Here is a 24,521-nt window from a genome sequence, read left to right on the forward strand (position 1 = left end):
GACCGCCGCTCACAGGCCGCGGACCAGGGCGAACAGGCCCATCGCGCCCAGCGCGAGCGGCACGGCGGCGGCGGTGAGCACCCCCTCCAGGATGTCGACGGCCCGCCGGGCGACCGGGGACGGCGGTGGCCCGCCGCCGACGGTGACGGCCAGCACGGCGCCCAGCACGGCGGCGCAGGCCACCAGCAGCCGCCCCGGCCCGCCCGAGCCCAGACACAGGACGGCGGCCAGCGCGACACCCCCGCCGACCGCGCAGGCCAGCAGCGTGCGGGCCGGGGCGGGGTCGGCGAAGCTGCGTGCGCGCAGGCCGAGCACGGCCACGACGGCGCCGCCGAGCACCGGCCCCGTCCAGCCCCCACCGGCCGCGACGGGCCCGACCGACGCCGCCGCCACCACCGCGCAGCCGCCGACCAGCCCGGCGAGGTGGCCGCGGGCGAGCGCGGCGCGGGCGGCGAGCTCGGCCGGGGGCAGCAGGTCGGGACCGTCGTCGGCGTCGGCCAGCTCGCCCGCGTCGGAGGCGACGACCGGCCCGGGCAGCCCGGCCAGGCGCAGCGCCGCGCGGGGCAGCAGCGGGGCGGCGAGGACGGCCCCGGCCCCGGCCCCGGCGGCCAGCGCGGCCACCGGGATGTCGAACCGCAGGGCCGCGACCGCGGCGACGGCGACCGGCACGGCCGCGACGACGACCGCGACGAGCGCGGGGGTGACCGCCCGCAGCAGGGCCTGCCCCGCCGCCGCGGCGACCCCGGCGGCGGCCGCCGCCAGCAGCACCTGCGCGGCACCCGGGACGGCGGCCGTCGCGGCGGCGCCCGCCCCGGCGGCGAGCGGGACGGCGACGAGCGCGGGCGTCACCGCGTGGGTGCGGGCCGCCCGCGTCAGCGCGGCCGCGGCGGCGGCGGTGCCCAGCAGCGCCGCCGTCACCGCCCACGGGCCGGGCGGCACCGAGGCGAGCACCGCCGCCGCGAGGCCGCCGAGCACGACCGCGACCGCGGCGCGGGGCGTGACCCGCGGCCCGGCCGTGCGGCCGGCGGAGGAGGCCAGCGCGTCGACCGGGTCGTCGAACACCGGCGACGGGGGCGGGGCCGTCGCCGGGCCGATCCGCAGCATCTCGCCGTCCAGGACGCCCAGCTCGTCGAGGGTGGCGGCGGGGTGCAGCGGCCCGCCGGTGACGCCGGAGAGCCGCCACGGCAGCGGTGCGTGGCCCGGACCCGGCTCGCCGACCAGCTCCAGCACCATCGGCACCAGCTCGCCGAGCGGGAGGTCGGCGGGCAGCGCGACGTCGACGCGCGTGCGCGGGGCCAGCACGGTGAGCCGGGTGTAGGCGGGCGGGGCCGGATCGGCCACCGGGGGTCGGACGGACGGCATCGCGCTCCTCGGGTTTCTCCGTATCGCCTCGCCGGGCGGGATCGGCTGCCTACTATCCGCCGCGCCGGGGTCGCCCCGTGGCCGTTTGACCGAAGTCGCGGAGGTGGGTGCGTGGGCACCGTCGGAGTGGTCCGGACGCCGCGTCCGGTGCGGCACAGCCCGTCGGGCGAGCTGACGCTGGAGCCGCCCCCCGAGCCGGAGCGGGTCGTCCCCGCCGGGGTGATGGCGCGGCTGCTGCCGCTGGTGATGCTGCTCGCCTCCGTCGGGTTCATCGCGGTCCTGGGCGTGCGGAACCCGACGTCGTGGCTGTTCGGCGGCATGTTCATGGTCTCGACGCTGGGCATGATGCTCACCGGCGCGGGCGGTCGCGGCGGGGGCAACCGCTCGGCCTCGGTCGACGAGGACCGCCGCGACTACCTGCGCTACCTCGCCCAGGTGCGCCGTCGCGTCCGGGGGATCGCCGGGCAGCAGCGCGCGGTGCTGGAGTCGGTGCACCCCGAGGTCGGGGCCTGGCCGGTGGTGCTCGCGGCCGGGCGGCTGTGGGAGCGGCGGCCCGCCGATCCCGACTTCGGGAGGCTGCGCGTCGGGTGCGGGCCGCAACGCCTCGCGACGCGGCTGGTCGCCCCGCAGACCGGGCCCGTCGAGGGCATCGAGCCGATCACCGCGCTGGCGCTGCGCCGGTTCCTGCTCCGGCACGCGGTGGTGCCCGACCTGCCGGTGGCCCTGTCGCTGCGGGCCAGCTCGACGGTGTGGCTGGAGCCGCCCGCCGACTCCGCCGACCTGCGGCCGGCCCGCGCGCTGGCCCGGGCGATGGTGGCGCAGTACGCGCTGTGGCACAGCCCGGCCGACGCCCTGCTCGCCGTCGTCGCCCCGCCCCCGCTGGCGGGGGAGTGGGAGTGGGCGAAGTGGCTGCCGCACACCGCGCACCCCCGCCGGCGCGACGCCATCGGCGCGCTGCGGATGCTCACCGCCGACGCCGACGAGGTGCGCCGCTGGTGGGTCACCGAGCTCGCCGGGCGTCCCGCGGGGCCGGGGGCGGGCGAGCCGCACCTGCTCGTCGTCGTCGACGAGGTCGCCGACGGGCCCGGCCCGTGGGCCGCGGTGGCCGGGGTGACGGTGCTGCGGGTCGGGCCGCCGCCGGGCAGGCGGCCGTCCCCGTCGGTGGTGCGGTTGCTGGTCGGGCCCGACGCCGTCGAGCGCACCGGTGGGGGCCCACCCGACGGCGACGGGGCACCGCGGGTGATCGGGCGGCCCGACGCGCTCGGCGTCGCCGAGGCCCGCGCACTGGCGCGGCGGCTGGCCCGCTACCGGCCCGGCGGCGCCGGATCGTCCACCGCCGACGGCCCGCGTCCCGCCGCGGGCCTGCCCGCGCTGCTCGGGATGGCAGGCGGGCGCGACGGGGTGACCGAGCTGCGGGCGCGCCGGCGCCGCAGCGAGACCGACCGGCTGCGCGTGCCGATCGGGCTCGACGAGAGCGGCGGCGCCCTGCACCTGGACCTCAAGGAGTCGGCCCAGGGCGGCAGCGGGCCGCACGGCCTGTGCATCGGCGCCACCGGCTCGGGCAAGAGCGAGCTGCTGCGCACGCTGGTGCTCGCCCTCGCCGCCACCCACTCCTCCGACGAGCTCAACCTGGTGCTCGTCGACTTCAAGGGCGGCGCCACCTTCCTCGGGCTCTCGGCGCTGCCGCACGTCTCGGCCGTCATCACCAACCTGGCCGACGAGCTGACGCTGGTCGACCGCATGGCCGACGCGCTGGCCGGGGAGATCACCCGGCGCCAGGAGCTGCTGCGCGACGCCGGCAACCTCGTCGGCGTCGCCGACTACGCCGCGGCGCGCCGGGCCGGCGCGGACCTGCCGCCGCTGCCCGCGCTGCTGGTCGTGGTCGACGAGTTCTCCGAGCTGCTCGCGCAGCGCCCCGAGCTGCTGGAGCTGCTGGTCACGATCGGCAGGCTCGGCCGGTCGCTGGGGCTGCACCTGCTGCTCGCCTCGCAGCGGCTGGAGGAGGGGCGGCTCCGGGGGCTGGAGTCGCACCTGTCCTACCGGATCGCGCTGCGCACGTTCTCCGCGGCGGAGTCGCGCGCCGTGCTCGGCGTTCCCGACGCGCACCAGCTCCCGGCCACCCCCGGTGCGGCGTTCCTGTCCACCGGCACCGACGAGCTGGTCCGGTTCCGCGCCGCCTACGTGTCGGGCCCGTCCGGCGCGCCGGGGCGGCCCCGCGGCCCGGTCGAGGGCCGCACGGCGCACCTGTTCGGGGTGCGCCCGGTCGCGCCGCCCGCCCCGCCCGGTCCCGAGCCGGAGGAGCCCGCCGACGGGCCGACGGTGCTGGAGACCGTCCTCGCCGCGCTCGACGGGCTGGGCCCGCCCGCGCACCGGGTGTGGCTGCCGCCGCTGGGCGACCCCCCGCCGCTGGACGCGCTGGTCGGCGACCCGCGCCCGGTGCCCGGCCGGGGGCTGGCCGCGTCCGGCGGGCGCGGCGGGGCGCTGCGCGTGCCGATCGCGCTCGTCGACCGGCCCTACCAGCAGCGGCGCGACCCGCTGCTGCTCGACGTCTCCGGCGCCGCGGGGCACCTGGCGGTGGTGGGCGGGCCGCGGTCGGGGAAGTCGACGACGCTGCTCACCGCCGTGCTGGGCCTCGCGCTGACCCACACCCCCGCCGAGCTGGGGGTGCACGTGCTCGACTTCGGCGGCGGGGCGCTCACCCCGCTGGGCGGGCTGCCGCACGTCGGCACCGTCGCCGACCGGCTCCAGCCCGACCTGGTGCGCCGCACCGTCGCCGAGATCGCCGCCCTGCTCGCCCGGCGCGAGCGGCTGTTCCGCGACGCCGGGGTGGCGGGCATCGAGGCGTTCCGGTCCCGGCGCGCGGCAGGCGAGTTCGCCGCCGAACCCGCCACCGACGTGCTGCTCGTCGTCGACGGGTACCTCACGCTGCGGCACGACTTCGAGGACCTGGAGACGCGGCTGCTGCCCGTCGCCGCGCAGGGCCTGTCGTTCGGGGTGCACCTGGCCGTCACCGCGGGGCGGTGGAGCGAGCTGCGACCGGCGTTCAAGGACCTGTTCGGGAGCCGGCTGGAGCTGCGCCTGGGCGACGTGTCCGACTCCGAGGTCGACCGGCGCCGCGCGGCCGCCGTGCCCGCCCGTCCGGGGCACGGCCTGGCCCCCGACGGCGCGGCGATGGTGCTCGCCGCACCGCGGCTCACCGGGTCGGACACCGTCGCGCTCGTCGGCGACGTGGCCGCGGCCTGGCCGGACGCCGGGTTCGCCCCGGTGCGCCAGCTGCCCGACCGGCTCGACCACGACCGGCTGCCCGATCCCGAACCGGGCTCGGCGGGCCTCCCGCTCGGCGTCGACGAGGAGCGGCTGGCGCTCGTGCAGTTCGACGTGGCGGCCGAGCCGCACCTGCTGTGCTTCGCCGACGCGGAGAGCGGCAAGACCACGCTGCTGCGGCTGCTCGCGCACGGGATCGTCGGGCGGTTCCGGCCCGACGAGGCGCGGGTGGTCGTCGTCGACTACCGGCGGACGCTGCTCGGCGCCGTCCCGGACAGCCACCTCATCGGCTACGCCAGCACGCCCGACGCGGCCCTCGACGCGGCCCGGGAGGTCGCGTCGTCGCTGCGCCGCAGGCTCCCAGGACCCGACGTCGGGCCCCGCGAGCTGCGCGAACGGAGCTGGTGGAGCGGGCCGGAGGTGTTCGTGCTGGTCGACGACTACGACCTCGTCGCCCCCACCGGGGGCCACGGCGGCGCGCACCCGCTGCTGCCGCTGCTGGAGTTCCTACCGCAGGCCAAGGACGTCGGGCTGCACCTGGTGGTGGCGCGGCGCTGCGGCGGGGCGGGCCGGGCGATGTTCGACCCGGTGCTCGGGCGGCTGCGCGAGCTGTCCACCCCCGGCCTGGTGATGAACGGTCGGCCGGACGAGGGGGCGCTGGTGGAGACCGTGAAGGCCACTCCGTCGCCGCCGGGGCGCGGCACGTTCGTCGACCGCAGACACGGCGCACGGCGCATCCAGCTGGCCTGGATGCCGCCCGCCGACGCGCCGTGAGGGTCGCGGTCCAGCCCGGCGCCACCGTCGTGCGGGTCGCCCGGCCCGGACCCGACGGCGCGCCGCGGGTGGTGGAGGTCCCCGCCGAAGCGGGGGTGCCGCTGCCGGTCCTGCTGCGCGGCCTGCTCGACGGTGCGACCGAGACGGTGCTCCTCGGCCGCGCGGCCGGGCTGCCCGGGCGGGTCGTCGCCGTCGACGCGGCGGTGGCCGTGGCGGGCGGCCGGGCGGAGGCGCTCGTGCTCGACGTCGGGGCGTCGGCCACGCGGGTCCGCATGGTCCGCGGTGGCCGGGTGGTGGCGCGGCGCACGGCCCCCGGTGGCGACCGGCTCGGGGCGGCGGCGACCTGGGTGGAGGTCGTGGGGGCGGCCCGGGAGGTGGCCGGGCGGCCGGACGTGCCGGTGCTGCTGGCCGGCGGGTGCGCCCGCGCGCCGGGGCTCGCCGCGTGCCTCGACGCGGCGGGCTTCGTCGACGTCACCGTGGTGCCCCGGCCCGACGCGGCGGCGGTGCTGGCGGCACTGGACCTGCCGCTGCCGCCCGCGGTACCGCCGCCCGGTGGGTGGTGCCCACCGCCGCAGCCGTGGCTGCCACCCGTCCCCGAACCGGTCCGGCGCCGGGGCCGGGTGCTCCTGGGCGCCGCCGCCGTGGCCGCCGCACTGGGAGCGCTGCACGCGCTCGGGCGGCTCGTCGAGCCGGGAGCCGAGCCCCCACCCGAGGGCGTGCTCGCCCAGTACGGGTACCGGCTGGCCCTGCCGGCGGGCTGGGCGCACACCGGTGGCCTGCCCGAGCGGCGCCGCAGCCTGCTGACCCCGGTGGCCGCGCCCGAGGGCAGCGACCTGATCGCGGTGGAGGCCACCCCGCTGGGCTACGACGCGTCGGCCGAGCCGCGCCGCGCGGCGGCGGAGCTGCGGGCGGAGTTCGACGCCGCCGGGCCCGCGCTGTCGGGCTACGAGGCGGACGCGCGGTTCGGCGGCCGGGCCGTCACCGCCTACCGCGAGCAGGACGGCGTCACGCAGGTGCGGTGGTACGTCGTCCTCGACGGCGGCACCCAGCTCAGCGTCGGCTGCCGGCACACCCCGTCCGGGGCGGCGGCGGTGGCCGCGGCCTGCGCCGAGGTGGTGGCCACGATCCGCGGCGGCTGACCGCCGGCGCCCGGCCGTTCGCACCAGCACACGTCTGCCCCGAACGGCCACGGGCGCCCGGCCGGGGGTGACACGGTCCGGCGCACAGGGGTGACCACCGTCGCGGTCACCGCACGGAGGAGGAGACATGGACGGTTTCGGTACCTCGACCGAGGAGATGATGGCCGCGGGTACGCGGGCGATGGAGGTGAGGGACACCATCCTGGCCGACCTGCGCGCGCTGCAGGGCAGGCTCGCGCCGCTCGCCGCCGAATGGTCCAGCGACAGCTACCGGGTCTTCGTCCAGCTCATGGCCCGCTGGGACACCGACGCCAACCGCCTCGGGGAGGCGCTCGGCGCGATCGGGGAGGCGATCCGCACCTCGGGCACCGGCTACCAGGCCTCCGAGGACGCCTCGCGCGACCAGCTGACCACGATCACCGCCGCACTGGGCTGAGGGAGGACGACATGTCGCAGATCAAGGTGGGGTTCGCCGCGCTGGCCACGGCGCAGGAGGACATCCGGGCCACGACGAAGCGGATGAACGACCGGCTCGTGGAGCTGGAGGACGGGCTGCGGCCGGTCGCGGCGTCCTGGCAGGGCGAGGCCGCGCTGTTCTACCGGGAGAAGCAGCGGGAGTGGAACGACGCGGCCGTCGACATCGCGGCCGTGCTCGACCAGATCGGGCGTGCGGTCGGCACGGCGAACGAGAACTACCAGCAGGTGGAGGCCCGCAACCGGTCGCTCTGGACCTGAGCGACGGGGTCCGGAGGGGGCGTTGTGACCCTCCTCCGGACCTGCGGGTACCCTCGACAACCGATAGTGCGGCGAGAGGTCGTGCCCTCCGTGTGCGGGCATTCCGCCTCCGGGGCCGGTGGCCTTCTCCGCACCAGATGCACCAGAGGCAGCTCCCGAGCCCGCAGTTCGACGAGCCCAGACAGCGACGAGGTAGGTCCGTGTCCACGTACAGCCCGAAGCCCGGCGAGATCAACCGCGCCTGGCACGTGATCGATGCTACGGACGTGGTGCTCGGCCGCCTCGCCACGCACGCCGCCACGCTCCTGCGCGGCAAGCACAAGCCCACCTACGCGCCGCACATGGACACCGGTGACTTCGTCGTCATCGTGAACGCCGAGAAGATCTCCGTGTCCGGCAACAAGCGCGACGACAAGTTCGTCTACCGGCACAGCGGTTTCCCGGGCGGCCTCCGGCAGCGCTCGGTCGGCGAGATGATCGAGAAGCAGCCCGACCGCCTCGTCGAGAAGGCCGTCAAGGGCATGCTGCCGAAGAACAAGCTCGGCCGGGCCATGGGCAAGAAGCTCAAGGTCTACGCCGGGCCGGACCACCCGCACGCCGCGCAGCAGCCGGCCGCGTTCGAGATCACCCAGGTCGCTCAGTGACCACCTCTGAGCCGACCAGTTCCGAGTCAGTGGAAGGACAGCCCGTGAGCAGCCCCGAGCCCGAGGTCGAGGCCCCCGCGGAGACCGAGGCCGTCGAGGCCGAGGCCGGCTCCGACGAGGTCGCCGAGATCGACTCCGCCCCCGTCGACGCCGACGCCGACGCCGACGACACCGACGTCGAGGTCGACGTCGCGAGCGACCTCACCGACGCCGTGTTCTCCGACCGCCCGGTGCAGACCGTCGGCCGTCGCAAGGAGGCGGTTGTCCGCGTCCGCCTGATGCCCGGCACCGGCAACTTCACGCTCAACGGCAAGAGCCTGGAGACCTACTTCCCGAACAAACTGCACCAGCAGCTGATCCGGGAGCCGCTGGTGCTGCTGGAGAAGACCGAGCGTTTCGACATCTTCGCCAACCTGCACGGCGGCGGGATCTCGGGCCAGGCCGGCGCGCTGCGTCTGGCGATCGCCCGTGCGCTGATCGAGGTCGACTCCGAGGACCGCCCGCCGCTCAAGCGCGCCGGCTTCCTCACGCGTGACCCCCGCGTCATCGAGCGCAAGAAGTACGGCCTGAAGAAGGCCCGCAAGGCGCCCCAGTACAGCAAGCGCTGAACATGGGCGAACGACGTCTCTTCGGTACCGACGGCGTTCGCGGACTGGCCAACGGCGAGCTCCTCACCCCGGAGCTCGCCGTTGCGCTGTCCGCCTCCGCGGCCCGCGTGCTTGCCGAGCGTGACCGCTCGCACCGCCCGGTCGCGGTGGTCGGGCGTGACCCCCGCGCCAGCGGCGAGATGCTCGAGGCGGCCGTGGTGGCCGGTCTCACCAGCGCCGGTGCCGACGCCGTCCGGGTCGGTGTGCTGCCGACCCCGGCCGTCGCGCACCTCGTCGACGCCCTCGGTGCCGACCTGGGCGTGATGATCTCCGCCTCGCACAACCCGATGCCCGACAACGGCATCAAGCTGTTCGCCTCGGGCGGGCACAAGCTGCCCGACGCCCTCGAGGTCGCGGTCGAGGACGGGCTGCGCGACACCGGGCCGCGGCCCACCGGCGCCGCGATCGGCCGCGTCCGCGACCTCGCCGACGCCGCCGAGCGCTACACCGCCCACCTGCTCGACGGCACGCCGTCGCTTGCGGGGCTGCGGGTCGTCGTCGACTGCGCGCACGGGGCCGCGTCCGCCGTCGCCCCCGACGCCTACCGGCGCGCCGGGGCGGAGGTCGTGGCGCTGCACGCGGAGCCGGACGGGCTCAACATCAACGACGGTGTCGGTTCCACCCACCTCGGCCCGCTGCAGGACGCCGTCCGCGAGCACGGCGCCGACCTGGGCGTCGCCCACGACGGCGACGCCGACCGGTGCCTGGCCGTCGACGCGGCGGGTGCGGTGGTCGACGGCGACCGGATCATGGCCGTGCTCGCGGTCGCGATGCGCGACGCGGGCGAGCTCGCCGAGGACACGCTGGTCACCACGGTGATGAGCAACCTCGGGCTGCACCTGGCCATGGAGGCGGCGGGCATCGCGGTGCGCACCACCGCGGTCGGCGACCGGTACGTTCTGGAGGAGCTGCGCGCGGGCGGGTTCACCCTCGGCGGCGAGCAGTCCGGGCACCTCGTGCTGCCCGCCCGCTCCACCACCGGCGACGGGCTGCTCACCGCGCTGCGGCTGATGGCGCGGATGGCCGGGACGGGGTCGTCGCTGGCGGAGCTGGCGGGGATCGTCACGCCGCTGCCGCAGGTGCTGCACAACGTGGTCGTCGCCGACAAGGCGGCCGTGGCGGACTCGGCGGCCGTGCGCGACGCCGTCGAGGCGGCGCAGGTGGAGCTGGGCGGCACCGGCCGTGTGCTGCTGCGGCCCTCGGGCACCGAGCAGCTGGTGCGGGTGATGGTGGAGGCCCCCACCGAGGAGCAGGCCCGCGACACCGCCGTGCGGCTGGCCGAGGTCGTGGCCGCCGCGCACTGAGTTCCGCCGTTCGGCCCCGTGCCGGGTGCGGGTCGGTCAGGATCGGCCCATGGCGCACGAGCTGCAGCTGGATCCCGACCGCCTGCACGTCCACGGGAGGCGGCTGTCCGCGCTCCTCGACGGGCTGGTCCCGGCGCCCGCGGTCGATGCCGCGACGCGTGCGACGCTGGCGCGCACCCCGGGCGGGGCGGCGGTGCTCGCCGAGCTCGACCGGGTGGCCGCCGCCGTCGACCGGACGGGACGGGAGCTCTCCGGGCTGGCCGCGGGTCTGCACGTCGCCGCGTACGCCGCGGCGGCCGTCGACGGCGACACGGCCGGGCGGCTCGGCGAGCTGGTGGACCGGCCGTGAACCCCGGCGACGCCGCCGATCACGGCCTCGACGAGGCCCTGCGGGCCGCGGCCGGGCTGGTGCTCGTGACCGCCGCCCGCCTGCAGGAGGCCCTGCCCGGGCTGGGGCGGGTGATCGACGACGTGGCGGGTGACTGGTCCGACGACGCGGGGCGCGCCTGGGCGGAGCGGGCGCGGCTGGTCCGGCGGGTGCTGGACCGCGAGCTGGAGGCGACGGTGGCCGTGGGGAGGCTGCTCGCTGCGGCGGCGACCGGCCCGGTGGACGCCTCCGTGGACGGCCCGGTGGCGTCCGGTCCGTCCGGCTCCGGGCCGCGCCTGGGCGGGACCGGGGCACGCCGGGTCGACGACGAGCGGGGCATGAGCATCGCCCGCCTGTCCGACGACGGGCGCTGAGCCCGTCCACCCGCGTGAACGGCACCGGGTTCAGGAACGGGCGACGACCTCGGTGCCGGCGACCTTGCCGTCGACCAGCTCGTCGAGGGCGTCGGCGCGCTCGTCACCCAGCTCGCGCAGCAGGAACGCCGTGACGAGCCCGCGCGTGACGCGGCGGGTCCGCTCGTCGGGGCTTCCGGCCAGCAGCAGGTCGCTCCAGTGCAGGCCGTCGAGGAACCCGGTGTGGGTGGCCTTCTTCAGCGTGCGCAGCACGACCGGTCCGCCTGCGGCCATCGAGACCGGCTCGGCGTGCCCGGCGGCGGGGGCGACGGTGTCCCGGCCCGCGGTGAGGTGCAGCGTCGGGACGGTGACGGTGCGGGCCGCGTCGAGCGCCGACGGGCGGGTCTGGGCCATCGCGATCGTCACGACGGCCCGCACCCGCGGGTGCCCGGCGGCCGCCAGGATCGCGACGCCGCCACCGATCCCGTGCCCGGCGAAGGCGGTGCGGCGGGCGTCGACACTGATCCGGCCGTCGCCCAGCCGCACCCCCGCGCACACGTCCAGCGTGGTGCGCAGGTCGGCCGCGAACCCGGCGTGGCTGGGCAGGGCGCCCCGATGGCTGCCCGGGGCCGCCGCGACGATGCCCCAGGTGGCCAGGTGCCGCAGCAGGTCGGCGTAGCGGTCGGGGGGCTGGAGCCAGTCGTGGCCGAACGCGACGGCGGGCAGCCCGAGCCCCTCCTCCGGCGCGAACACGACGCCCGGGATGCCGACCATGCCCAGATCTCCGCGCAGGGCCACCAGGGGGCCGGGGCGGGAGAGCTGGGCGAGGGCGTCCTTGCCGCCGCGCAGCCCCGAGAGCTGCGCCTGCACCGCGGTGGGCGTGGACGAACGGGTCCGGGTCACAGCGCAGAACCGTAGTACCGCGGCCCGCCCGTCGCCGGTCCGGGACGGGACTCACCCGATCGGGCCCGGGCGACGGGAGCGGCCGGCCCGCCTACCCTCGCCCGCATGTGGGGTGTGTGGACCGCCGGTCAGATCCGGGAGGCCGAGGCGTCGATGATGCGGCGGGTGCCCGGCGAGACGATCATGCGGCGGGCGGCGTACGGGCTCGCGGTGCGGGTGCGCGCGATGCTGGGGGACGGGGTGGCCGGGCGCCGCGTGGTGCTGCTGGTCGGGGCCGGTCACAACGGTGGTGACGCCCTGTGGGCCGGTTACGAGCTGCGCCGCCGCGGTGTCGCGGTGACGGCGGTGCTGCTGGTGCCGGAGCGCGCCTACGAGCCGGGGCTGGTGGCGTTGCGCCGGGTCGGCGGCCGCGTCGCCGCGGCGGCGGGGGCCGCGGCGCTGGTGGAGCGGGCCGATCTGGTCGTCGACGGGATCGTGGGGATCTCCGGTCACGGTGCGGTGCGTGAGCCGGGGGCCGGGCTGCTCGCCGCGGCGGAGCGGGCGCGGGTGCCGGTCGTGGCCGTCGACCTGCCGAGCGGTGTCGACACCGACACCGGTGAGGTGCACGACCCCGCGGTCCGCGCGTCGGCGACCGTCACCTTCGGGGCCCGCAAGCCGGTGCACGTCCTCGCCGCGCCGTCGTGCGGACCGGTGCACCTCGTCGACTTCGGGCTGGGGCCCTACCTGCCCGCGCCGCACGCGCAGGTCCTCGAGGCGGCCGACGTGGCGGACCGCTGGCCGGTGCCCGGACCGGCGGACGACAAGTACAGCCAGGGGGTGGTCGGGATCGCGGCCGGATCCGCGGTCTATCCCGGCGCGGCCGTGCTGGCCGCGGGCGCCGCGGTGCTGGCGACCAGCGGCATGGTGCGCTACGCGGGCACCGGGGCCGAGGCCGTGCACGCGCGCTGGCCCGAGGTGGTGGCGACCGCCGACATCGGTGGTGCGGGCCGGACCCAGGCCTGGACGGTGGGCCCCGGTTCCGGCACCGACGACACCGGGTACGCCACGGTCGTGGCCGCACTCGACCGCGACGTGCCGCTGTGCCTCGACGCCGACGCGATCACCCTGCTCGCGCGCCACGCCGACCTGCGCGCCGCCGTGCGGGGCAGGCCCGTGGTGGTGACCCCGCACGCCGGCGAGTTCGCCCGGCTGGCCGGGGACGTGGGCGTCGACCGGATCGCCGCGGCCCGGCGCGCGGCGGCCGGGCTCGGGGTGACGGTGCTGCTCAAGGGCAACGCCACCGTCGTGGCCGCGCCCGACGGACGTGCCCTGGTGCACCCGTCGACGACGTCGTGGGCGGCCACGGCCGGGTCGGGTGACGTGCTGTCGGGGATCATCGGGGCGCTGCTCGCCTCCGGTCTGGAGCCGTGGTGGGCGGCGGGGTGCGCCGCGTTCGTGCACGCCCGGGCGGCGGAGCTGGCCGCCGACGGCGCGCCCGCCCCGGCCTCGCTGCTGCAGGCCGCGATCCCGGCCGCCGTGCGCTCGCTGCACGCCGCGGGCGGGGGCCGGCAGTGAGCCGGCGCACGCCGTGCGGGGGACGCCCCGCGCCGACCGGTGATGCGATGATGCGGGCGTGACTTCGTCGGGGACGGCCCGGGTCGAGGCGGTGATCGACCTCGACGCCGTGCGCCACAACATCGGGGTGCTCGCCACCGCGGCCGCGGATGCCCAGGTCATGGCCGTGGTGAAGGCCGACGGGTACGGCCACGGCGCCGTACCGGTGGCACGGGCCGCGCTGTCGGCCGGGGCGTCCTGGCTGGGCGTCTGCACGATCGAGGAGGCGCTGGAGCTGCGCGCGGCCGGCATCACGGCGCCCCTGCTGTCCTGGCTGCACGTGCCCGACGACGACTTCGCGGCCGCGCTGACCGCCGACGTCGACCTGTCGGTGGCCTCGCGCGAGCACCTGGCCGCCGTGCTGGCCGCCGCCCGGTCGACCGGACGCCCGGCCCGCCTGCACCTCAAGATCGACACCGGGCTGTCCCGCAACGGCGCGCCCGCCGCCGCGTGGGCCGACCTGCTCGACGACGCCGCCAAGGCCGCGGCCGACGGGTCGTGCGAGGTGGTGGCCGTCTGGTCGCACCTCGCGCACGCCGACGCCCCGCACCACCCGACGCTCGACCGGCAGGCCGCCCGGCTCACCACGGCCTGGCAGGCCGCCCGCGACCGCGGCCTGTCGCCGCTGCGCCACCTCGCCAACTCCGCCGCCACGCTCACGCGCCCCGACCTGCACTTCGACATCGTCCGGCCGGGCATCGCGGTGTACGGGCTCGACCCGCTCGACCGGCCGGTCGACGAGAGCCCCCTGCGCCCGGCGATGACGCTGCGGGCCCGGGTGGCGCTGGTGAAGCGGGTGCCCGCCGGCGAGGGCGTGTCCTACGGCCACGAGTGGACCACGCCTGCGGAGACGACGCTGGCGCTGGTGCCCGCGGGTTACGCCGACGGGGTGCCGCGGCGACTGAACCGGAACGGGCGGATGCGGGTGTCGATCGGAGGCCGGTCGCGGCCGGTGGTGGGGCGGGTCTGCATGGACCAGTTCGTGGTCGACTGCGGGCCCGACGCCGACGTCCGCACGGGTGACGGGGCGGTGCTGTTCGGCCCGGGCGACGGGGGCGGGCCCACCGCGCAGGAGTGGGCCGACGAGCTCGACACGATCCACTACGAGATCGCCACGGGCGTGCACGGCTCCCGGGTGACTCGCACGGTGGTGGGGCAGGCGTGAAGCGTCCCGGGGTCTGGCAGACCGTCGGTGTGGCGGGCGGCGTGGTGGGCGCCGCGGCCACCGGCGTGGCCGTGGGCGCGGCCGCGCGCAAGCGCCGGGAGATCGCCTCGGCGCGCCGCAGGCTCGCCACGCAGATGTCGGAGGGCGCCTCGGAGCCCGGGGTGCTGCCACCGGGCGAGGCGTCGTCGGTGACCGCCGACGACGGGGTGCGCCTGTCGTGCGAGGAGATCGACCTCTCCGACGGCCCGGACGACGCCCCCGTGCTCACCGTGGTGCTCGTGCACGGCTTCGCCCTGGACCGCCGCACCTGGCACTTCCAGCGCCGGTCGCTGGCCGAGCTGGTGGACCCCGCGGTGCGGCTGGTGCTGTACGACCAGCGCTCCCACGGGCGCTCGGAGCGGGCGCCGCGCGAGAGCTGCACGATCGAGCAGCTCGGCCGCGACCTCGACGCCGTGATCCGCGCGCTCGCCCCGGAGGGCCCGCTGGTGCTCGTGGGGCACTCGATGGGCGGCATGACGCTGATGGCGCTGGCCGAGCACCGGCCCGAGCTGTTCACCGAGCGCGTGCTCGGGGTGGCGCTGGTCTCGACGTCGGCCGGGGAGGTGGCCAGTGCCGGGCTGCAGGGCGCGCTGCTGTCGCGGCACAACCCGCTGACCCGGGGCGTCGGCCTGCTCGCCCGGCTGCAGCCCCGGCTCGTCGACGTCGTGCGCGGGGTGGCGGGCGACCTCATCTGGGCGATCACGCGCAGCTTCGCGTACGGCGACCGGAGCGTGGCCCCCTGGCTGGTCGACCTGGTCGACACCATGATCAGCTCCAACGCGGTGGACGCCCTGACCGACTTCGTCGATACCGTCGGCACCCACGACCGGGTGGCGGCCCTGCCCGCGCTGGCCGGGTGCGAGCTGCTCGTCGCGGCGGGCGAGGCCGACCGGGTGATCCCGTTCTCGCACTCCGAGCGGCTCGCGGCCGAGCTGCCCGACGCGGTGCTGGTGCGCTTCCCCGGGGTGGGGCACCTGCCGATGCTGGAGCAGCCCGCCACGATGGACGAGGCCCTGGTCGGGCTGCTGCAGCGCAGCGCGGCCCGGATCGTCGCCGAGCCAACCACCGGCCGTGCCCGGCCCCGGCGGTTCCGGCGGCGGGCGTGAGCGCGCCGGACGGCGCGGACGGCGCCGTGCTCGAGCTGCCCGGCGTCGCCGACACCGAGGCACTGGGCGAGCGCCTGGCCGCCGGCCTGGGCGCGGGCGACCTGGTGGTGCTCTCGGGCCCGCTGGGCGCGGGCAAGACGGCGTTGGTCCGGGGGCTCGCCCGCGGCCTCGGGGTGAGCGGACCGGTGACGTCGCCGACCTTCGTGATCGCCAGGGAGCACCGGGCCGGTCCGCGCGGCGTGCCGCTCGTGCACGTCGACGCCTACCGCCTCGGGATGGCCGCCGACGTGGCCGCGGAGCTCGACGACCTCGACCTCGACACCGAGCTGGCCGACGCCGTGGTGGCCGTGGAATGGGGCGAGGGCGTGGCCGAGCGGCTCTCGGCCCGGCACCTGCTCGTGCGCCTGCACCGCCGCCCCGACGACGTGCGCACGGCGACCGTGACACGGGTCGGTGCGGGTCCGGACGAGGTGTTCGGGGGATCGGTTCATGGCGGCGACGGTGCGGCCCACCCCTGACGACCCCCGCCCCGGACGGCGTCGACGACCGTGAGTTGTCCACATCGCCGGGAGTCGTCCACAGGCGGGCAGCCCCTCGGGACGGGCCCGGGCCCGCGCTCGTAACCTGGGCGGATGCACGTGCTCGCCCTGGACACCGCCACACCCGCCGTCACCGCGGGTGTCGTCGAGCTGACCGCGGACGCGGTCGTGCCCCGTTCGGTCCACGTCGTGCACGACCCGCGCAAGCACGCGGAGCTGCTCATGCCCGGCGTGCTCGCCGCGTGCGCGGGCGCCGGGATCGCGCTGCGCGAGGTCGGCGCGGTGGTCGTCGGGGCCGGGCCGGGCCCGTTCACCGGGCTGCGGGTCGGGATGGTCACGGCGGCCGCGCTGGGCGACGCGCTCGGGGTGCCCGTGCACGGCGTGTGCACCCTCGACGCGATCGCCGCCGACGTCGCCGGGCCGGGCCCGTTCGTCGTCGTCACCGACGCCCGGCGTCGCGAGGTGTACTGGGCGCTCTACGACGGGTCGGGGGCGCGGCGGGACGGGCCCCACGTGGAGTCCCCTGCCGCGCTGGTCGGGCGCGGCCTCCCCGCGGTCGCGGCTGCCGGCGGGTCGGCGCCCGGTCTGGGATGGCCGGTGCGCGAGCCCGCGGCCCCGTCGCCGCGGGGGCTGGTCGCGGTCGCGGCGGCCGCGGTGCGGGCGGGTGTCGAGCCGGGCCCGCTCGAGCCGCTGTACCTGCGCCGCCCCGACGCCGCGGAGCCGGGTGCGCGCAAGAAGGTGAGCGCGCGATGAGCCCCGCCACCACCCGCACCGACGACCTGCGTCCCGACGACGCGCCCCGCTGCGCCGAGCTGGAGAAGCTGCTGTTCCCCGAGGACGACCCGTGGAGCGAGCGCGCCTTCCGCGACGAGGTCCGCATGGGCCACCTCTACCGCGCCGCCCGCGACGGCGACACCCTCGTGGGCTACGCCGGGCTGGCCTTCGTCGCCGGTCCGCCGCAGGCGGAGGCCGAGATCCACACGATCGGCGTCGACCCGTCGCACCAGGGCCGCGGGATCGGCCGCACGCTGCTGCGGGAGCTGCTCGCCGTGGCCGACGCGGAGTCGGCCACGGTGTTCCTGGAGGTCCGCACCGACAACGCGGTGGCCAAGGCGCTCTACGAGTCGGAGGGCTTCTCGGTGGTCGGCCTGCGCAGGCGCTACTACCGGCCCAGCGGGGCCGACGCCCACACGATGCGGAGGGACGCCCGGTGATCGTCGTCGGTATCGAGACCTCGTGCGACGAGACCGGGGTCGGGGTCGTCCGCCACGACGGGGCCGCCCCGGAGCTGCTGGCCAACGAGGTGGCCTCCTCGGTCGACGAGCACGCGCGCTTCGGCGGGGTGGTGCCCGAGGTCGCCTCGCGGGCGCACCTGCAGGCGATGGTCCCCGCGGTGCGCCGGGCGCTCGCCACCGCCGGGGTCACCGCCCGCGACGTCGACGCCGTGGCCGTCACGGCGGGGCCCGGGCTCACCGGTGCGCTGCTGGTCGGGGTGGCGGCGGCGAAGGCCTACGCCACCGCGTGGGACGTGCCGCTCTACGGCGTCAACCACCTCGCCGCGCACGTCGCCGTCGACACGCTCCAGCACGGCCCGCTGCCGCCGTGCCTGGCGCTGCTGGTCTCGGGCGGGCACTCCAGCCTGCTCGACGTGCCCGACGTCGCCGGCCCCGTCACGCCGCTGGGCGCCACCATCGACGACGCGGCGGGCGAGGCGTTCGACAAGATCGCCCGCCTGCTCGGCCTCCCGTTCCCCGGCGGCCCGCACGTCGACCGCGTGGCCCGCGACGGCGACCCCCGCGCGATCGCGTTCCCGCGCGGGCTCACCGGCCCCCGCGACGCCCCGTTCGACTTCTCCTTCTCCGGGCTCAAGACCGCGGTGGCCCGGCACGTCGAGGCGCTGGAGCGGGCCGGCACGCCGGTGCCGGTGGCCGACGTGGCGGCGAGCTTCCAGGAGGCCGTCGTCGACGTGCTCACCGCGAAGGCCGTGCGGGCGGCCCGCGAGCGGGGGATGGAGACGCTGCTGCTGGGCGGCGGGGTCGCGGCCAACTCCCGGCTGCGCGCGCTGGCCCAGGAGCGCTGCGACGTCGCCGGCCTCGCGCTGCGCGTCCCGCGCCCGGGCCTGTGCACCGACAACGGGGCGATGGTGGCGGCCCTGGGCGCGCACCTGCTCGTAAGCGGTGCGCAGGCGAGCCCGCTCGACCTGCCCGCCGACTCGTCGATGCCGGTCACCGAGGTGCTGGTGTCCTGATCAGAGCAGCAGGTTCACGATCGCGACGAGACCCACGACGACGATCACCCCGCGCAGCACCGGCTGGGGCAGCCGGCGCCCGACCCGCGCCCCCAGCAGCCCGCCCGCCGACGACCCGATCGCGATGAGCGCGACGACCCGCCAGTCGACCTGCGCCGGGGCCACGACCAGGAAGGTCACCGCGGCGACGGCGTTGACGCAGGTGACGAGCCCGTTCTTGAGGGCGTTGAGGCGCTGCAGCGTCTCGGTCATCACGGTGCCCAGCAGCCCGACGAGCAGGATGCCCTGCGCGCCGCCGAAGTAGCCCCCGTAGACCCCGCAGGTCGCGGTCGCGGCCAGCGCGGCCGGGCCGACGTCGGGCCGCCCGGTCCGCCCGGGCCGCCGGGCGAGCGCCCGGGCGATCCAGGGCTGCACCGCGACCAGCAGCGCGGCCACCGCGATCAGCACCGGCACCACGGCCCGGAACGCCGAGTCGGGCAGCACGAGCAGCAGCACCGCGCCCGTGGCGCCGCCGAGCACCGACATCGACCCGAGCACGAGCAGCCTGCGCCGCTGGTCGGCCAGCTCCCGGCGGTAGCCCCACACGCTCGCGACACCGCCGGGCACCAGCCCGATGTTGTTGGAGACGTTCGCGAGCACCGGGGGGTAACCCAGTGCGAGCAGCGTGGGGAAGGTGATCAGCGACCCGGAGCCCACCGCGGCGTTGATCGCCCCCGCCGCGGTCCCGGCGAGCAGGATCAGCACCACGTCGAGCGTGCTCATCGGGCCCCCTCCCGGCGGGCCCCGGTGCCCGCTCCCGCACCCTCCTCCGTGATGGGCGGGAGCGGTTAGGGCGTACGCCACGTCAGGCGGGTTCGAGCCCCGGCCGCCGGTCCTCGACGACGAACGTCGCCCGGGTCTCGACCGGCGCCCCGGCCTCCTGCACGTAGGGCAGCACGCGGAACTCGGCCGTCAGCTCGTCGGCGGTGAACCGGGTGCGGACGTAGCCGCGCCGGTCGTTGAAGAACCGGATGTGCGGGTTGTCCGCGAGCTGCCCCGCGGTGTCCTCCCGCGTCTCGGAGCCGTCGCCGCCGGAGGTGATCGAGCTCGACACGAGCTCGGTGCCGACCACCGGGGACGCCGGGTCGTCGAATCGCCGCCTGACCTCGGCCGCCCAGTGCGCGTGCACGTCGCCGGTGAGGACGACGACGTTGCGCGACCCGGCGTCCACCCAGGAGTCGACGACCCGGTCGCGCGAGGCCGTGTAGCCGTCCCAGGCGTCGGGGTTGAACCCGCGCGCCCCGCCGGGCACGAGATCGACCTGGGAGAAGAACACCTGCTGGCCGAGCACGTCCCACCGGGCACGGGAGGTGGCGAACCGCTCGGCGAGCTAGCGCTCCTGCTCGGAGCCGGGCAGCGACGCGGCCGGGTCGGTGCGGGCGTCGCAGTCGGCGGGGAAGGTGTCCTCGCACGGCTGGTCGGTGCGGTACTGGCGGGTGTCGAGCATGTGGAACGCGGCCGTCGCGCCCCAGCCGACGCTGCGGTACAGCCGCATGTCGGCCCCCGACGGGCGCTGGGCCGCGCGCAGCGGCATGTTCTCCCAGTACGCCCGCAGCGCCGCCGCCCGCCGCGGCGCGAACGGGCCCGGCGGGTCCTCGGGCAGCTCGCGCACGTCGCCGGCCCAGTTGTTCTCCACCTCGTGGTCGTCGAACACCACCAGCCACGGGGCGACGGCGTGCGCGGCCTGCAGGTCGGCGTCGGTCCGGTACTGGGCGTGCCGCTGCCGGTAGCCTGCCAGCGTCGAGGTCTCCGGGCCGAGGTGGTCGCGCACGTTGCCCTGCGGCGCGACGTACTCCCCGGCGGCGTACTCGTAGAGGTAGTCGCCCAGGTGCAGCACCAGGTCGGGCTCGTCCTGCGCGAGCCGGGCGTAGGCGGTGAAGAAGCCGTGCTCGTACTGCGAGCACGAGGTGAAGCACATCGTCAGCGGCACCATCGAGGCCGCCGCGGGCGCGGTGCGGGTCCGCCCGGTCGGGGAGATGGAGCCCTCGGCCCGGAAGCGGTAGAAGTACTCGCGGCCCGGCGCCAGCCCGGCCGCCTCGACGTGCACGCTGTGCCCCAGCTCCGGCCCCGTCGTCCCGACGCCCCGGCGCACGATCCGGCGGAAGCGCTCGTCGGCGGCCAGCTCCCACTCGACGTCGGTGCGCCGCTCGCCCATACCGCCCAGGCCGTCCTCGGCCAGCGGGTCGGGGGCGAGGCGGGTCCAGAGCACGAACCCCTCGGGAGAGGGTTCGCCGGAGGCCACGCCGAGGGTGAACGGATCGCCCCGGCGGGCCGTCGCGGAGGGGCCGGCCGCCGCGGGGGAGGCGGCCAGCAGGCCGGCCGGGGCGGCCAGCACGGCGGAGGCGGCGAGTCCGGCCCGCAGGACGGATCGGCGGTCGGTGGCGGTGCTCGCGTCGTCGGTCACGACCGGCAGCCTCGGCCACCCGATGGTGCGCGCAGTGGACCGCGTGGCTCGACCCGGTGAACGGTGGGCCACCGTTGAGGGATTGGCACTCTCGTGGGTAGAGTGCCAACGCACGCCGAGATCACCCCGGCACCCCGGCACCCGCGGCGGCGGGGAACCCGGTGGTCTCGCGTTCATCCGATCAGAGCCGATACACGTACACCCCGAAGGGGAGGTCATCGTCGTGGCGAACATCAAGCCGCTCGAGGACAAGATCGTCGTCCAGGCCAGCGAGGCGGAGACCACGACCGCGTCCGGCATCGTCATCCCGGACACCGCCAAGGAGAAGCCCCAGGAGGGCAAGGTCCTCGCGGTCGGCCCCGGCCGTATCGACGACAACGGCAACCGCGTCCCGCTGGACGTGGCCGTCGGCGACGTCGTCATCTACTCCAAGTACGGCGGCACCGAGGTCAAGTACAACGGCGAGGAGTACCTCATCCTCTCCGCGCGCGACGTGCTCGCGGTCGTCAACTGACGCAGGCAGTTCTGTAGTACCGCCGCCCCGGTGGTCCCTCGACCGAGCGGGCCACCGGGGCGGTCGCTTGTCCCGGATAGATCCCAGAGAGGCAGGACATGCCGAAGCAGATCAGCTTCGACGAGCAGACCCGCCGCGCACTCGAGCGTGGGGTAAACCAGCTCGCGGACGCGGTCAAGGTCACCCTCGGCCCGCGCGGCCGGCACGTCGTCATCGACAAGAAGTTCGGTGGGCCGACCGTCACCAACGACGGCGTCACCATCGCCCGTGAGATCGACCTCGAGGACCCGTTCGAGAACCTCGGGGCCCAGCTCGCGAAGACCGTCGCCACCAAGACCAACGACGTCGCGGGCGACGGCACCACCACCGCCACCGTGCTCGCCCAGGCCATGGTGGCCGCGGGCCTGCGCAACGTCGCCGCGGGTGCGAACCCGATGGCGCTGGGCAAGGGCATCTCCGCCGCCGCCGAGGCCGTCGCCGACTTCCTCCGGGAGAAGGCCGTCCCTGTCGACGACAAGGAGCACATCGCCCAGGTCGGCACGATCGCCTCGCGCGAGCAGGAGATCGGCAACCTGATCAGCGAGGCGCTCAAGGCCGTCGGCAAGGACGGCGTGATCACCATCGAGGAGGGCTCCACGCTCGCCACCGAGCTGGAGATCACTGAGGGCCTGCAGTTCGAGAAGGGCTACCTCTCCCCGTACTTCGTGACCGACGCGGAGTCGATGGAGGCGGTGCTGGAGAACGCCTACGTCCTGCTGCACCGCGACAAGATCGGCGCCATCGCCGACCTGCTCCCGCTGCTGGAGAAGGTGCTCGCCGACGGCAAGCCCCTGCTCATCATCGCGGAGGACCTCGAGGGCGAGGCGCTCTCGACGCTGGTCGTCAACTCCATCCGCAAGACCGTCAAGGTCGCCGCGGTCAAGTCGCCGTTCTTCGGCGACCGCCGCAAGTGGTTCATGGAGGACCTGGCCATCGCCACCGGCGGTACGGTCATCAACGCCGAGGTCGGCCTCAAGCTGTCCGAGGCGGGTCTCGACCTGCTGGGCACGGTCCGGCGCGTCGTGGTCACCAAGGACTCCACCACCCTGGTCGAGGGCGGTGGCCCCAAGAGCGCCGTCGACGACCGGGTCGCGCAGCTCAAGCGCGAGATCGAGGACGCCACGTCCGACTGGGACCGCGAGAAGCTGCAGGAGCGGCTGGCCAAGCTGGCCGGCGGCGTCGCGGTGATCAAGGTCGGGGCGGCCACCGAGACCGCGCTCAAGGAGCGCAAGCACCGCATCGAGGACGCGGTGTCGGCCACCCGGGCCGCGGTCGAGGAGGGCATCGTGCCCGGCGGCGGTTCCGCGCTGGTGCAGGCGGCCAAGACGCTGGACGGCGGCCTCGGCCTCACCGGCGACGAGGCCACCGGCGTCTCGATCGTCCGCAAGGCCCTGTCGGCGCCGCTGTTCTGGATCGCCGCCAACGGTGGCTTCGAGGGCTCGGTCGTCATCAACCGGGTCGCCGAGCAGGAGTGGGGCCACGGCTTCAACGCCGCCACCCTCACCTACGGCGACCTGCTGGCCGACGGCGTCATCGACCCGGTGAAGGTCACGCGCTCCGCCGTGGTCAACGCCGCGTCGATCGCGCGCATGGTGCTCACCACGGAGAGCGCCGTCGTCGACAAGCCCGTCGAGGCCCCGCCGGCTCCCGCCGGTGGCGGTCACGGCCACGGGCACGGCCACTAGCCCCACCCGCACGTACGAACGGGCCACCTCCGGATCGGAGGTGGCCCGTTCGCTGTCTCGGAGCCGGCGCGCCGCCGCGGCGCCTGCCCCGGGCGTCAGCGGGGGGTGGGCTCGCGCTCGGCCATCTTCAGGGTGCGCTCGCGGCCGCGGATGATGTCGTCGCGCTCGGACTCCGACAGGCCGCCCCACACGCCGTAGGGCTCCTGCACGGCGAGCGCGTGCCGTCGGCACTGCTCGAGCACCGGACAGGCCTCGCAGATCTGCTTCGCCCGGATCTCGCGGTTGGCCCGCGCCGGGCCCCGTTCACCCTCGGGATGGAAGAACTCCCCGCTGTCCATCCCGCGGCACGATCCGTGCATCTGCCAGTCCCAGATGTCCGTGACCGGGACCGGGAGCCTCCTGATGTCCGCCACGACGACCACCCCTCCAACGACGACCGTTCCGACGGTCCCGGAGTCCCCATCCTAGAACCGCGCCAAACCTTGTTCAAGTGCGATATCGATCGGGGTGGTGTTGCTCTTCTCCCTACCGGCCCCGCACCATGAGCGGATGCATCCCGAGCCGTCGGCGGACGCCCCCGGCGACCCGGGCCCGGACGACCCCGCCCCGCCGGAGCAGGCCCGGCTCTCGGTCGCGGCCGTCGCCCGCCGGCTGGGCATCGCCCCGTCGACGCTGCGCACCTGGGACCGCCGCTACGGGATCGGCCCCGGCGAGCACGTGCCGGGGCGCCACCGCCGCTACACCGCCGACGACGTCGCGCGCCTCGAGCTCATGCAGCACGCCCTGCTGCGCGGCGCCTCGCCCGTCGACGCCGCCGCCTACGCCCGGTCCGCCCGGCTGCCCCGGCCAGACGCCGACGGCCCCCGCCGCCTGCCGCCCGCGCCCGGGGCGCCGGGCGCCCTCGACGCGTCCGACGACGGCGGTCCGCTGCTGCTGTCGGACCACGCGGGCGACGGCCGGGCCGCCACCCGGGTCCGCGTGGGCGGCCGCGCGCTGCGCCTGCCGGGCGCGGGACGGGCGGCGCGCGGCATGGGCCGCGCGGCGCTGGCCCTGGACGCCACGGCGATCCGCCGGCTGCTCGAGGAGTCGATCGCGGCGGACGGTGTCGAGCAGACCTGGGACGCCGTGGCCCGCCCGGTGCTGGCCGCGGTGGCCCAGCGCTGGGCCGACACCGGTGCGGGCATCGAGATCGAGCACCTGATCAGCGAGTGCGTGATCACGGTCTTCGGGCGGCACGCCGCAGCGGCACCGGCTCCGCGCAACCCCCGGCCGGTCCTGCTCGCCGGGATGCCGGGGGAGTTCCACACCCTGCCGTTGACGGCGCTGGCCGCGTCACTGGCCCACCGGTGCGTCGAGTCCCGGGCGATGGGCGCGAACCTGCCCTCCGACGCACTGGTCGCCGCCGTCCGGCGGACGGCGCCCGCCGCGATCGTGCTGTGGTCACAGCTGCCGCAGAGCGCCGACGTCGGCCTGCTGCGGTCGCTGCCGCGCACCCGACCGCGCTTCCGCACCTTCGTCGCCGGCCCGGGATGGGCGGGGGTCCCGCTGCCGCCCCGGGTCGGGTCCCTCGCCTCGCTGTCCGACGCCGGCCGGCAGCTCGTCGCGGCGGTGCTGGTCTGAGCGGGGCGGCCGCGCCGTCGGCCGCGCTGCGGGCCGCG

General features: G+C 76.7%; 23 protein-coding genes and 1 pseudogene. 19 read left to right on the forward strand and 5 right to left on the reverse strand.

Features of this window, described 5'->3' with window-relative positions:
* Positions 1-9: 9 nt before the first annotated feature.
* Positions 10-1,362, reverse strand: a complete 1,353-nt coding sequence (eccD, locus tag PHY01_RS13125; RefSeq protein ID WP_141278904.1) for a type VII secretion integral membrane protein EccD — start codon at positions 1,360-1,362, stop codon at positions 10-12.
* A 111-nt stretch (positions 1,363-1,473) separates the two neighbouring features.
* Here eccD and eccCa point away from each other — a divergent pair, with 111 nt between their 5' ends.
* From eccCa to PHY01_RS13170, 9 genes are all read left to right on the forward strand, one after another.
* Complete coding sequence (eccCa, locus tag PHY01_RS13130; protein ID WP_141278906.1) at positions 1,474-5,400, forward strand: type VII secretion protein EccCa; 3,927 nt, start codon at positions 1,474-1,476, stop codon at positions 5,398-5,400.
* Complete coding sequence (locus PHY01_RS13135; protein WP_141278908.1) at positions 5,397-6,539, forward strand: type VII secretion-associated protein; 1,143 nt, start codon at positions 5,397-5,399, stop codon at positions 6,537-6,539. Before eccCa ends, PHY01_RS13135 begins: the two co-directional genes overlap by 4 nt.
* Positions 6,540-6,666: 127 nt before the next feature.
* The gene (locus tag PHY01_RS13140) at positions 6,667-6,975 is read left to right on the forward strand and encodes a WXG100 family type VII secretion target (RefSeq protein WP_141278910.1); all 309 of its coding nucleotides are present in this window, start codon (positions 6,667-6,669) and stop codon (positions 6,973-6,975) included.
* 11 nt (positions 6,976-6,986) lie between these two features.
* The gene (locus tag PHY01_RS13145) at positions 6,987-7,274 is read left to right on the forward strand and encodes a WXG100 family type VII secretion target (protein WP_141278912.1); all 288 of its coding nucleotides are present in this window, start codon (positions 6,987-6,989) and stop codon (positions 7,272-7,274) included.
* A gap of 200 nt (positions 7,275-7,474) precedes the next feature.
* Positions 7,475-7,918, forward strand: a complete 444-nt coding sequence (gene rplM, locus PHY01_RS13150; protein WP_141278914.1) for a 50S ribosomal protein L13 — start codon at positions 7,475-7,477, stop codon at positions 7,916-7,918.
* A 44-nt stretch (positions 7,919-7,962) separates the two neighbouring features.
* Complete coding sequence (gene rpsI, locus PHY01_RS13155; protein ID WP_141278916.1) at positions 7,963-8,526, forward strand: 30S ribosomal protein S9; 564 nt, start codon at positions 7,963-7,965, stop codon at positions 8,524-8,526.
* A 2-nt stretch (positions 8,527-8,528) separates the two neighbouring features.
* Positions 8,529-9,869, forward strand: coding sequence for a phosphoglucosamine mutase (glmM, locus tag PHY01_RS13160; RefSeq protein ID WP_141278918.1), 1,341 nt, complete (start codon positions 8,529-8,531; stop codon positions 9,867-9,869).
* 49 nt (positions 9,870-9,918) lie between these two features.
* A complete protein-coding gene (locus tag PHY01_RS13165) occupies positions 9,919-10,218 on the forward strand; it encodes a hypothetical protein (protein WP_141278920.1) in 300 nt (99 codons plus the stop codon).
* A complete protein-coding gene (locus PHY01_RS13170) occupies positions 10,215-10,610 on the forward strand; it encodes a WXG100 family type VII secretion target (protein ID WP_141278922.1) in 396 nt (131 codons plus the stop codon). The genes PHY01_RS13165 and PHY01_RS13170 overlap by 4 nt, the downstream gene beginning before the upstream one ends.
* A gap of 30 nt (positions 10,611-10,640) precedes the next feature.
* On the opposite strand, the gene PHY01_RS13175 is transcribed toward PHY01_RS13170, so the two are convergent.
* Positions 10,641-11,492: a dienelactone hydrolase family protein gene (locus PHY01_RS13175; protein ID WP_307723967.1), complete on the reverse strand. Its 852-nt coding sequence runs from the start codon at positions 11,490-11,492 to the stop codon at positions 10,641-10,643.
* 105 nt (positions 11,493-11,597) lie between these two features.
* On the opposite strand from PHY01_RS13175, the gene PHY01_RS13180 reads away from it, so the two are divergent.
* The 7 genes from PHY01_RS13180 (at position 11,598) to tsaD (ending at position 18,182) form a co-directional block, all read left to right on the forward strand.
* Positions 11,598-13,046 carry an NAD(P)H-hydrate dehydratase gene (locus tag PHY01_RS13180; protein ID WP_141278924.1) on the forward strand — a complete coding sequence of 483 codons (1,449 nt, stop codon included), beginning with the start codon at positions 11,598-11,600 and terminating at the stop codon, positions 13,044-13,046.
* Positions 13,047-13,104: 58 nt separating this feature from the next.
* Entirely contained in the window at positions 13,105-14,250 is a 1,146-nt protein-coding gene (gene alr, locus PHY01_RS13185; protein WP_141278925.1) for an alanine racemase, read from the forward strand.
* Positions 14,247-15,395, forward strand: coding sequence for an alpha/beta fold hydrolase (locus tag PHY01_RS13190; RefSeq protein WP_141278927.1), 1,149 nt, complete (start codon positions 14,247-14,249; stop codon positions 15,393-15,395). The genes alr and PHY01_RS13190 overlap by 4 nt, the downstream gene beginning before the upstream one ends.
* A complete protein-coding gene (gene tsaE, locus PHY01_RS13195; protein WP_141278929.1) occupies positions 15,392-15,913 on the forward strand; it encodes a tRNA (adenosine(37)-N6)-threonylcarbamoyltransferase complex ATPase subunit type 1 TsaE in 522 nt (173 codons plus the stop codon). Before PHY01_RS13190 ends, tsaE begins: the two co-directional genes overlap by 4 nt.
* A 114-nt stretch (positions 15,914-16,027) precedes the next feature.
* Positions 16,028-16,687: a tRNA (adenosine(37)-N6)-threonylcarbamoyltransferase complex dimerization subunit type 1 TsaB gene (gene tsaB / locus PHY01_RS13200; protein WP_141278930.1), complete on the forward strand. Its 660-nt coding sequence runs from the start codon at positions 16,028-16,030 to the stop codon at positions 16,685-16,687.
* Positions 16,684-17,148, forward strand: coding sequence for a ribosomal protein S18-alanine N-acetyltransferase (rimI, locus tag PHY01_RS13205; protein WP_141278931.1), 465 nt, complete (start codon positions 16,684-16,686; stop codon positions 17,146-17,148). Before tsaB ends, rimI begins: the two co-directional genes overlap by 4 nt.
* Positions 17,145-18,182: a tRNA (adenosine(37)-N6)-threonylcarbamoyltransferase complex transferase subunit TsaD gene (gene tsaD, locus PHY01_RS13210; RefSeq protein ID WP_141278932.1), complete on the forward strand. Its 1,038-nt coding sequence runs from the start codon at positions 17,145-17,147 to the stop codon at positions 18,180-18,182. Before rimI ends, tsaD begins: the two co-directional genes overlap by 4 nt.
* Here tsaD and PHY01_RS13215 read toward each other — a convergent pair whose 3' ends face one another.
* On the reverse strand, positions 18,183-18,944 hold the full coding sequence (locus PHY01_RS13215; protein WP_141278933.1) for a sulfite exporter TauE/SafE family protein: 762 nt from the start codon (positions 18,942-18,944) through the stop codon (positions 18,183-18,185).
* Positions 18,945-19,026: 82 nt separating this feature from the next.
* Positions 19,027-20,634, reverse strand: a pseudogene (locus PHY01_RS13220) (alkaline phosphatase D family protein).
* Positions 20,635-20,848: 214 nt separating this feature from the next.
* Between PHY01_RS13220 and groES the strand changes: the two are divergent.
* Together groES and groL are read left to right on the forward strand one after the other, a co-directional pair.
* Positions 20,849-21,139 carry a co-chaperone GroES gene (gene groES, locus PHY01_RS13225; protein WP_013677399.1) on the forward strand — a complete coding sequence of 97 codons (291 nt, stop codon included), beginning with the start codon at positions 20,849-20,851 and terminating at the stop codon, positions 21,137-21,139.
* 98 nt (positions 21,140-21,237) lie between these two features.
* Complete coding sequence (gene groL, locus PHY01_RS13230; protein ID WP_141278934.1) at positions 21,238-22,863, forward strand: chaperonin GroEL; 1,626 nt, start codon at positions 21,238-21,240, stop codon at positions 22,861-22,863.
* 95 nt (positions 22,864-22,958) lie between these two features.
* On the opposite strand, the gene PHY01_RS13235 is transcribed toward groL, so the two are convergent.
* On the reverse strand, positions 22,959-23,276 hold the full coding sequence (locus PHY01_RS13235) for a WhiB family transcriptional regulator (RefSeq protein ID WP_141278935.1): 318 nt from the start codon (positions 23,274-23,276) through the stop codon (positions 22,959-22,961).
* A 136-nt stretch (positions 23,277-23,412) separates the two neighbouring features.
* Here PHY01_RS13235 and PHY01_RS13240 point away from each other — a divergent pair, with 136 nt between their 5' ends.
* Positions 23,413-24,483 carry a MerR family transcriptional regulator gene (locus PHY01_RS13240; RefSeq protein WP_141278936.1) on the forward strand — a complete coding sequence of 357 codons (1,071 nt, stop codon included), beginning with the start codon at positions 23,413-23,415 and terminating at the stop codon, positions 24,481-24,483.
* Positions 24,484-24,521: the final 38 nt, after the last annotated feature.

This window comes from Pseudonocardia hydrocarbonoxydans (assembly GCF_006539565.1).
Lineage (GTDB): Bacteria > Actinomycetota > Actinomycetes > Mycobacteriales > Pseudonocardiaceae > Pseudonocardia > Pseudonocardia hydrocarbonoxydans.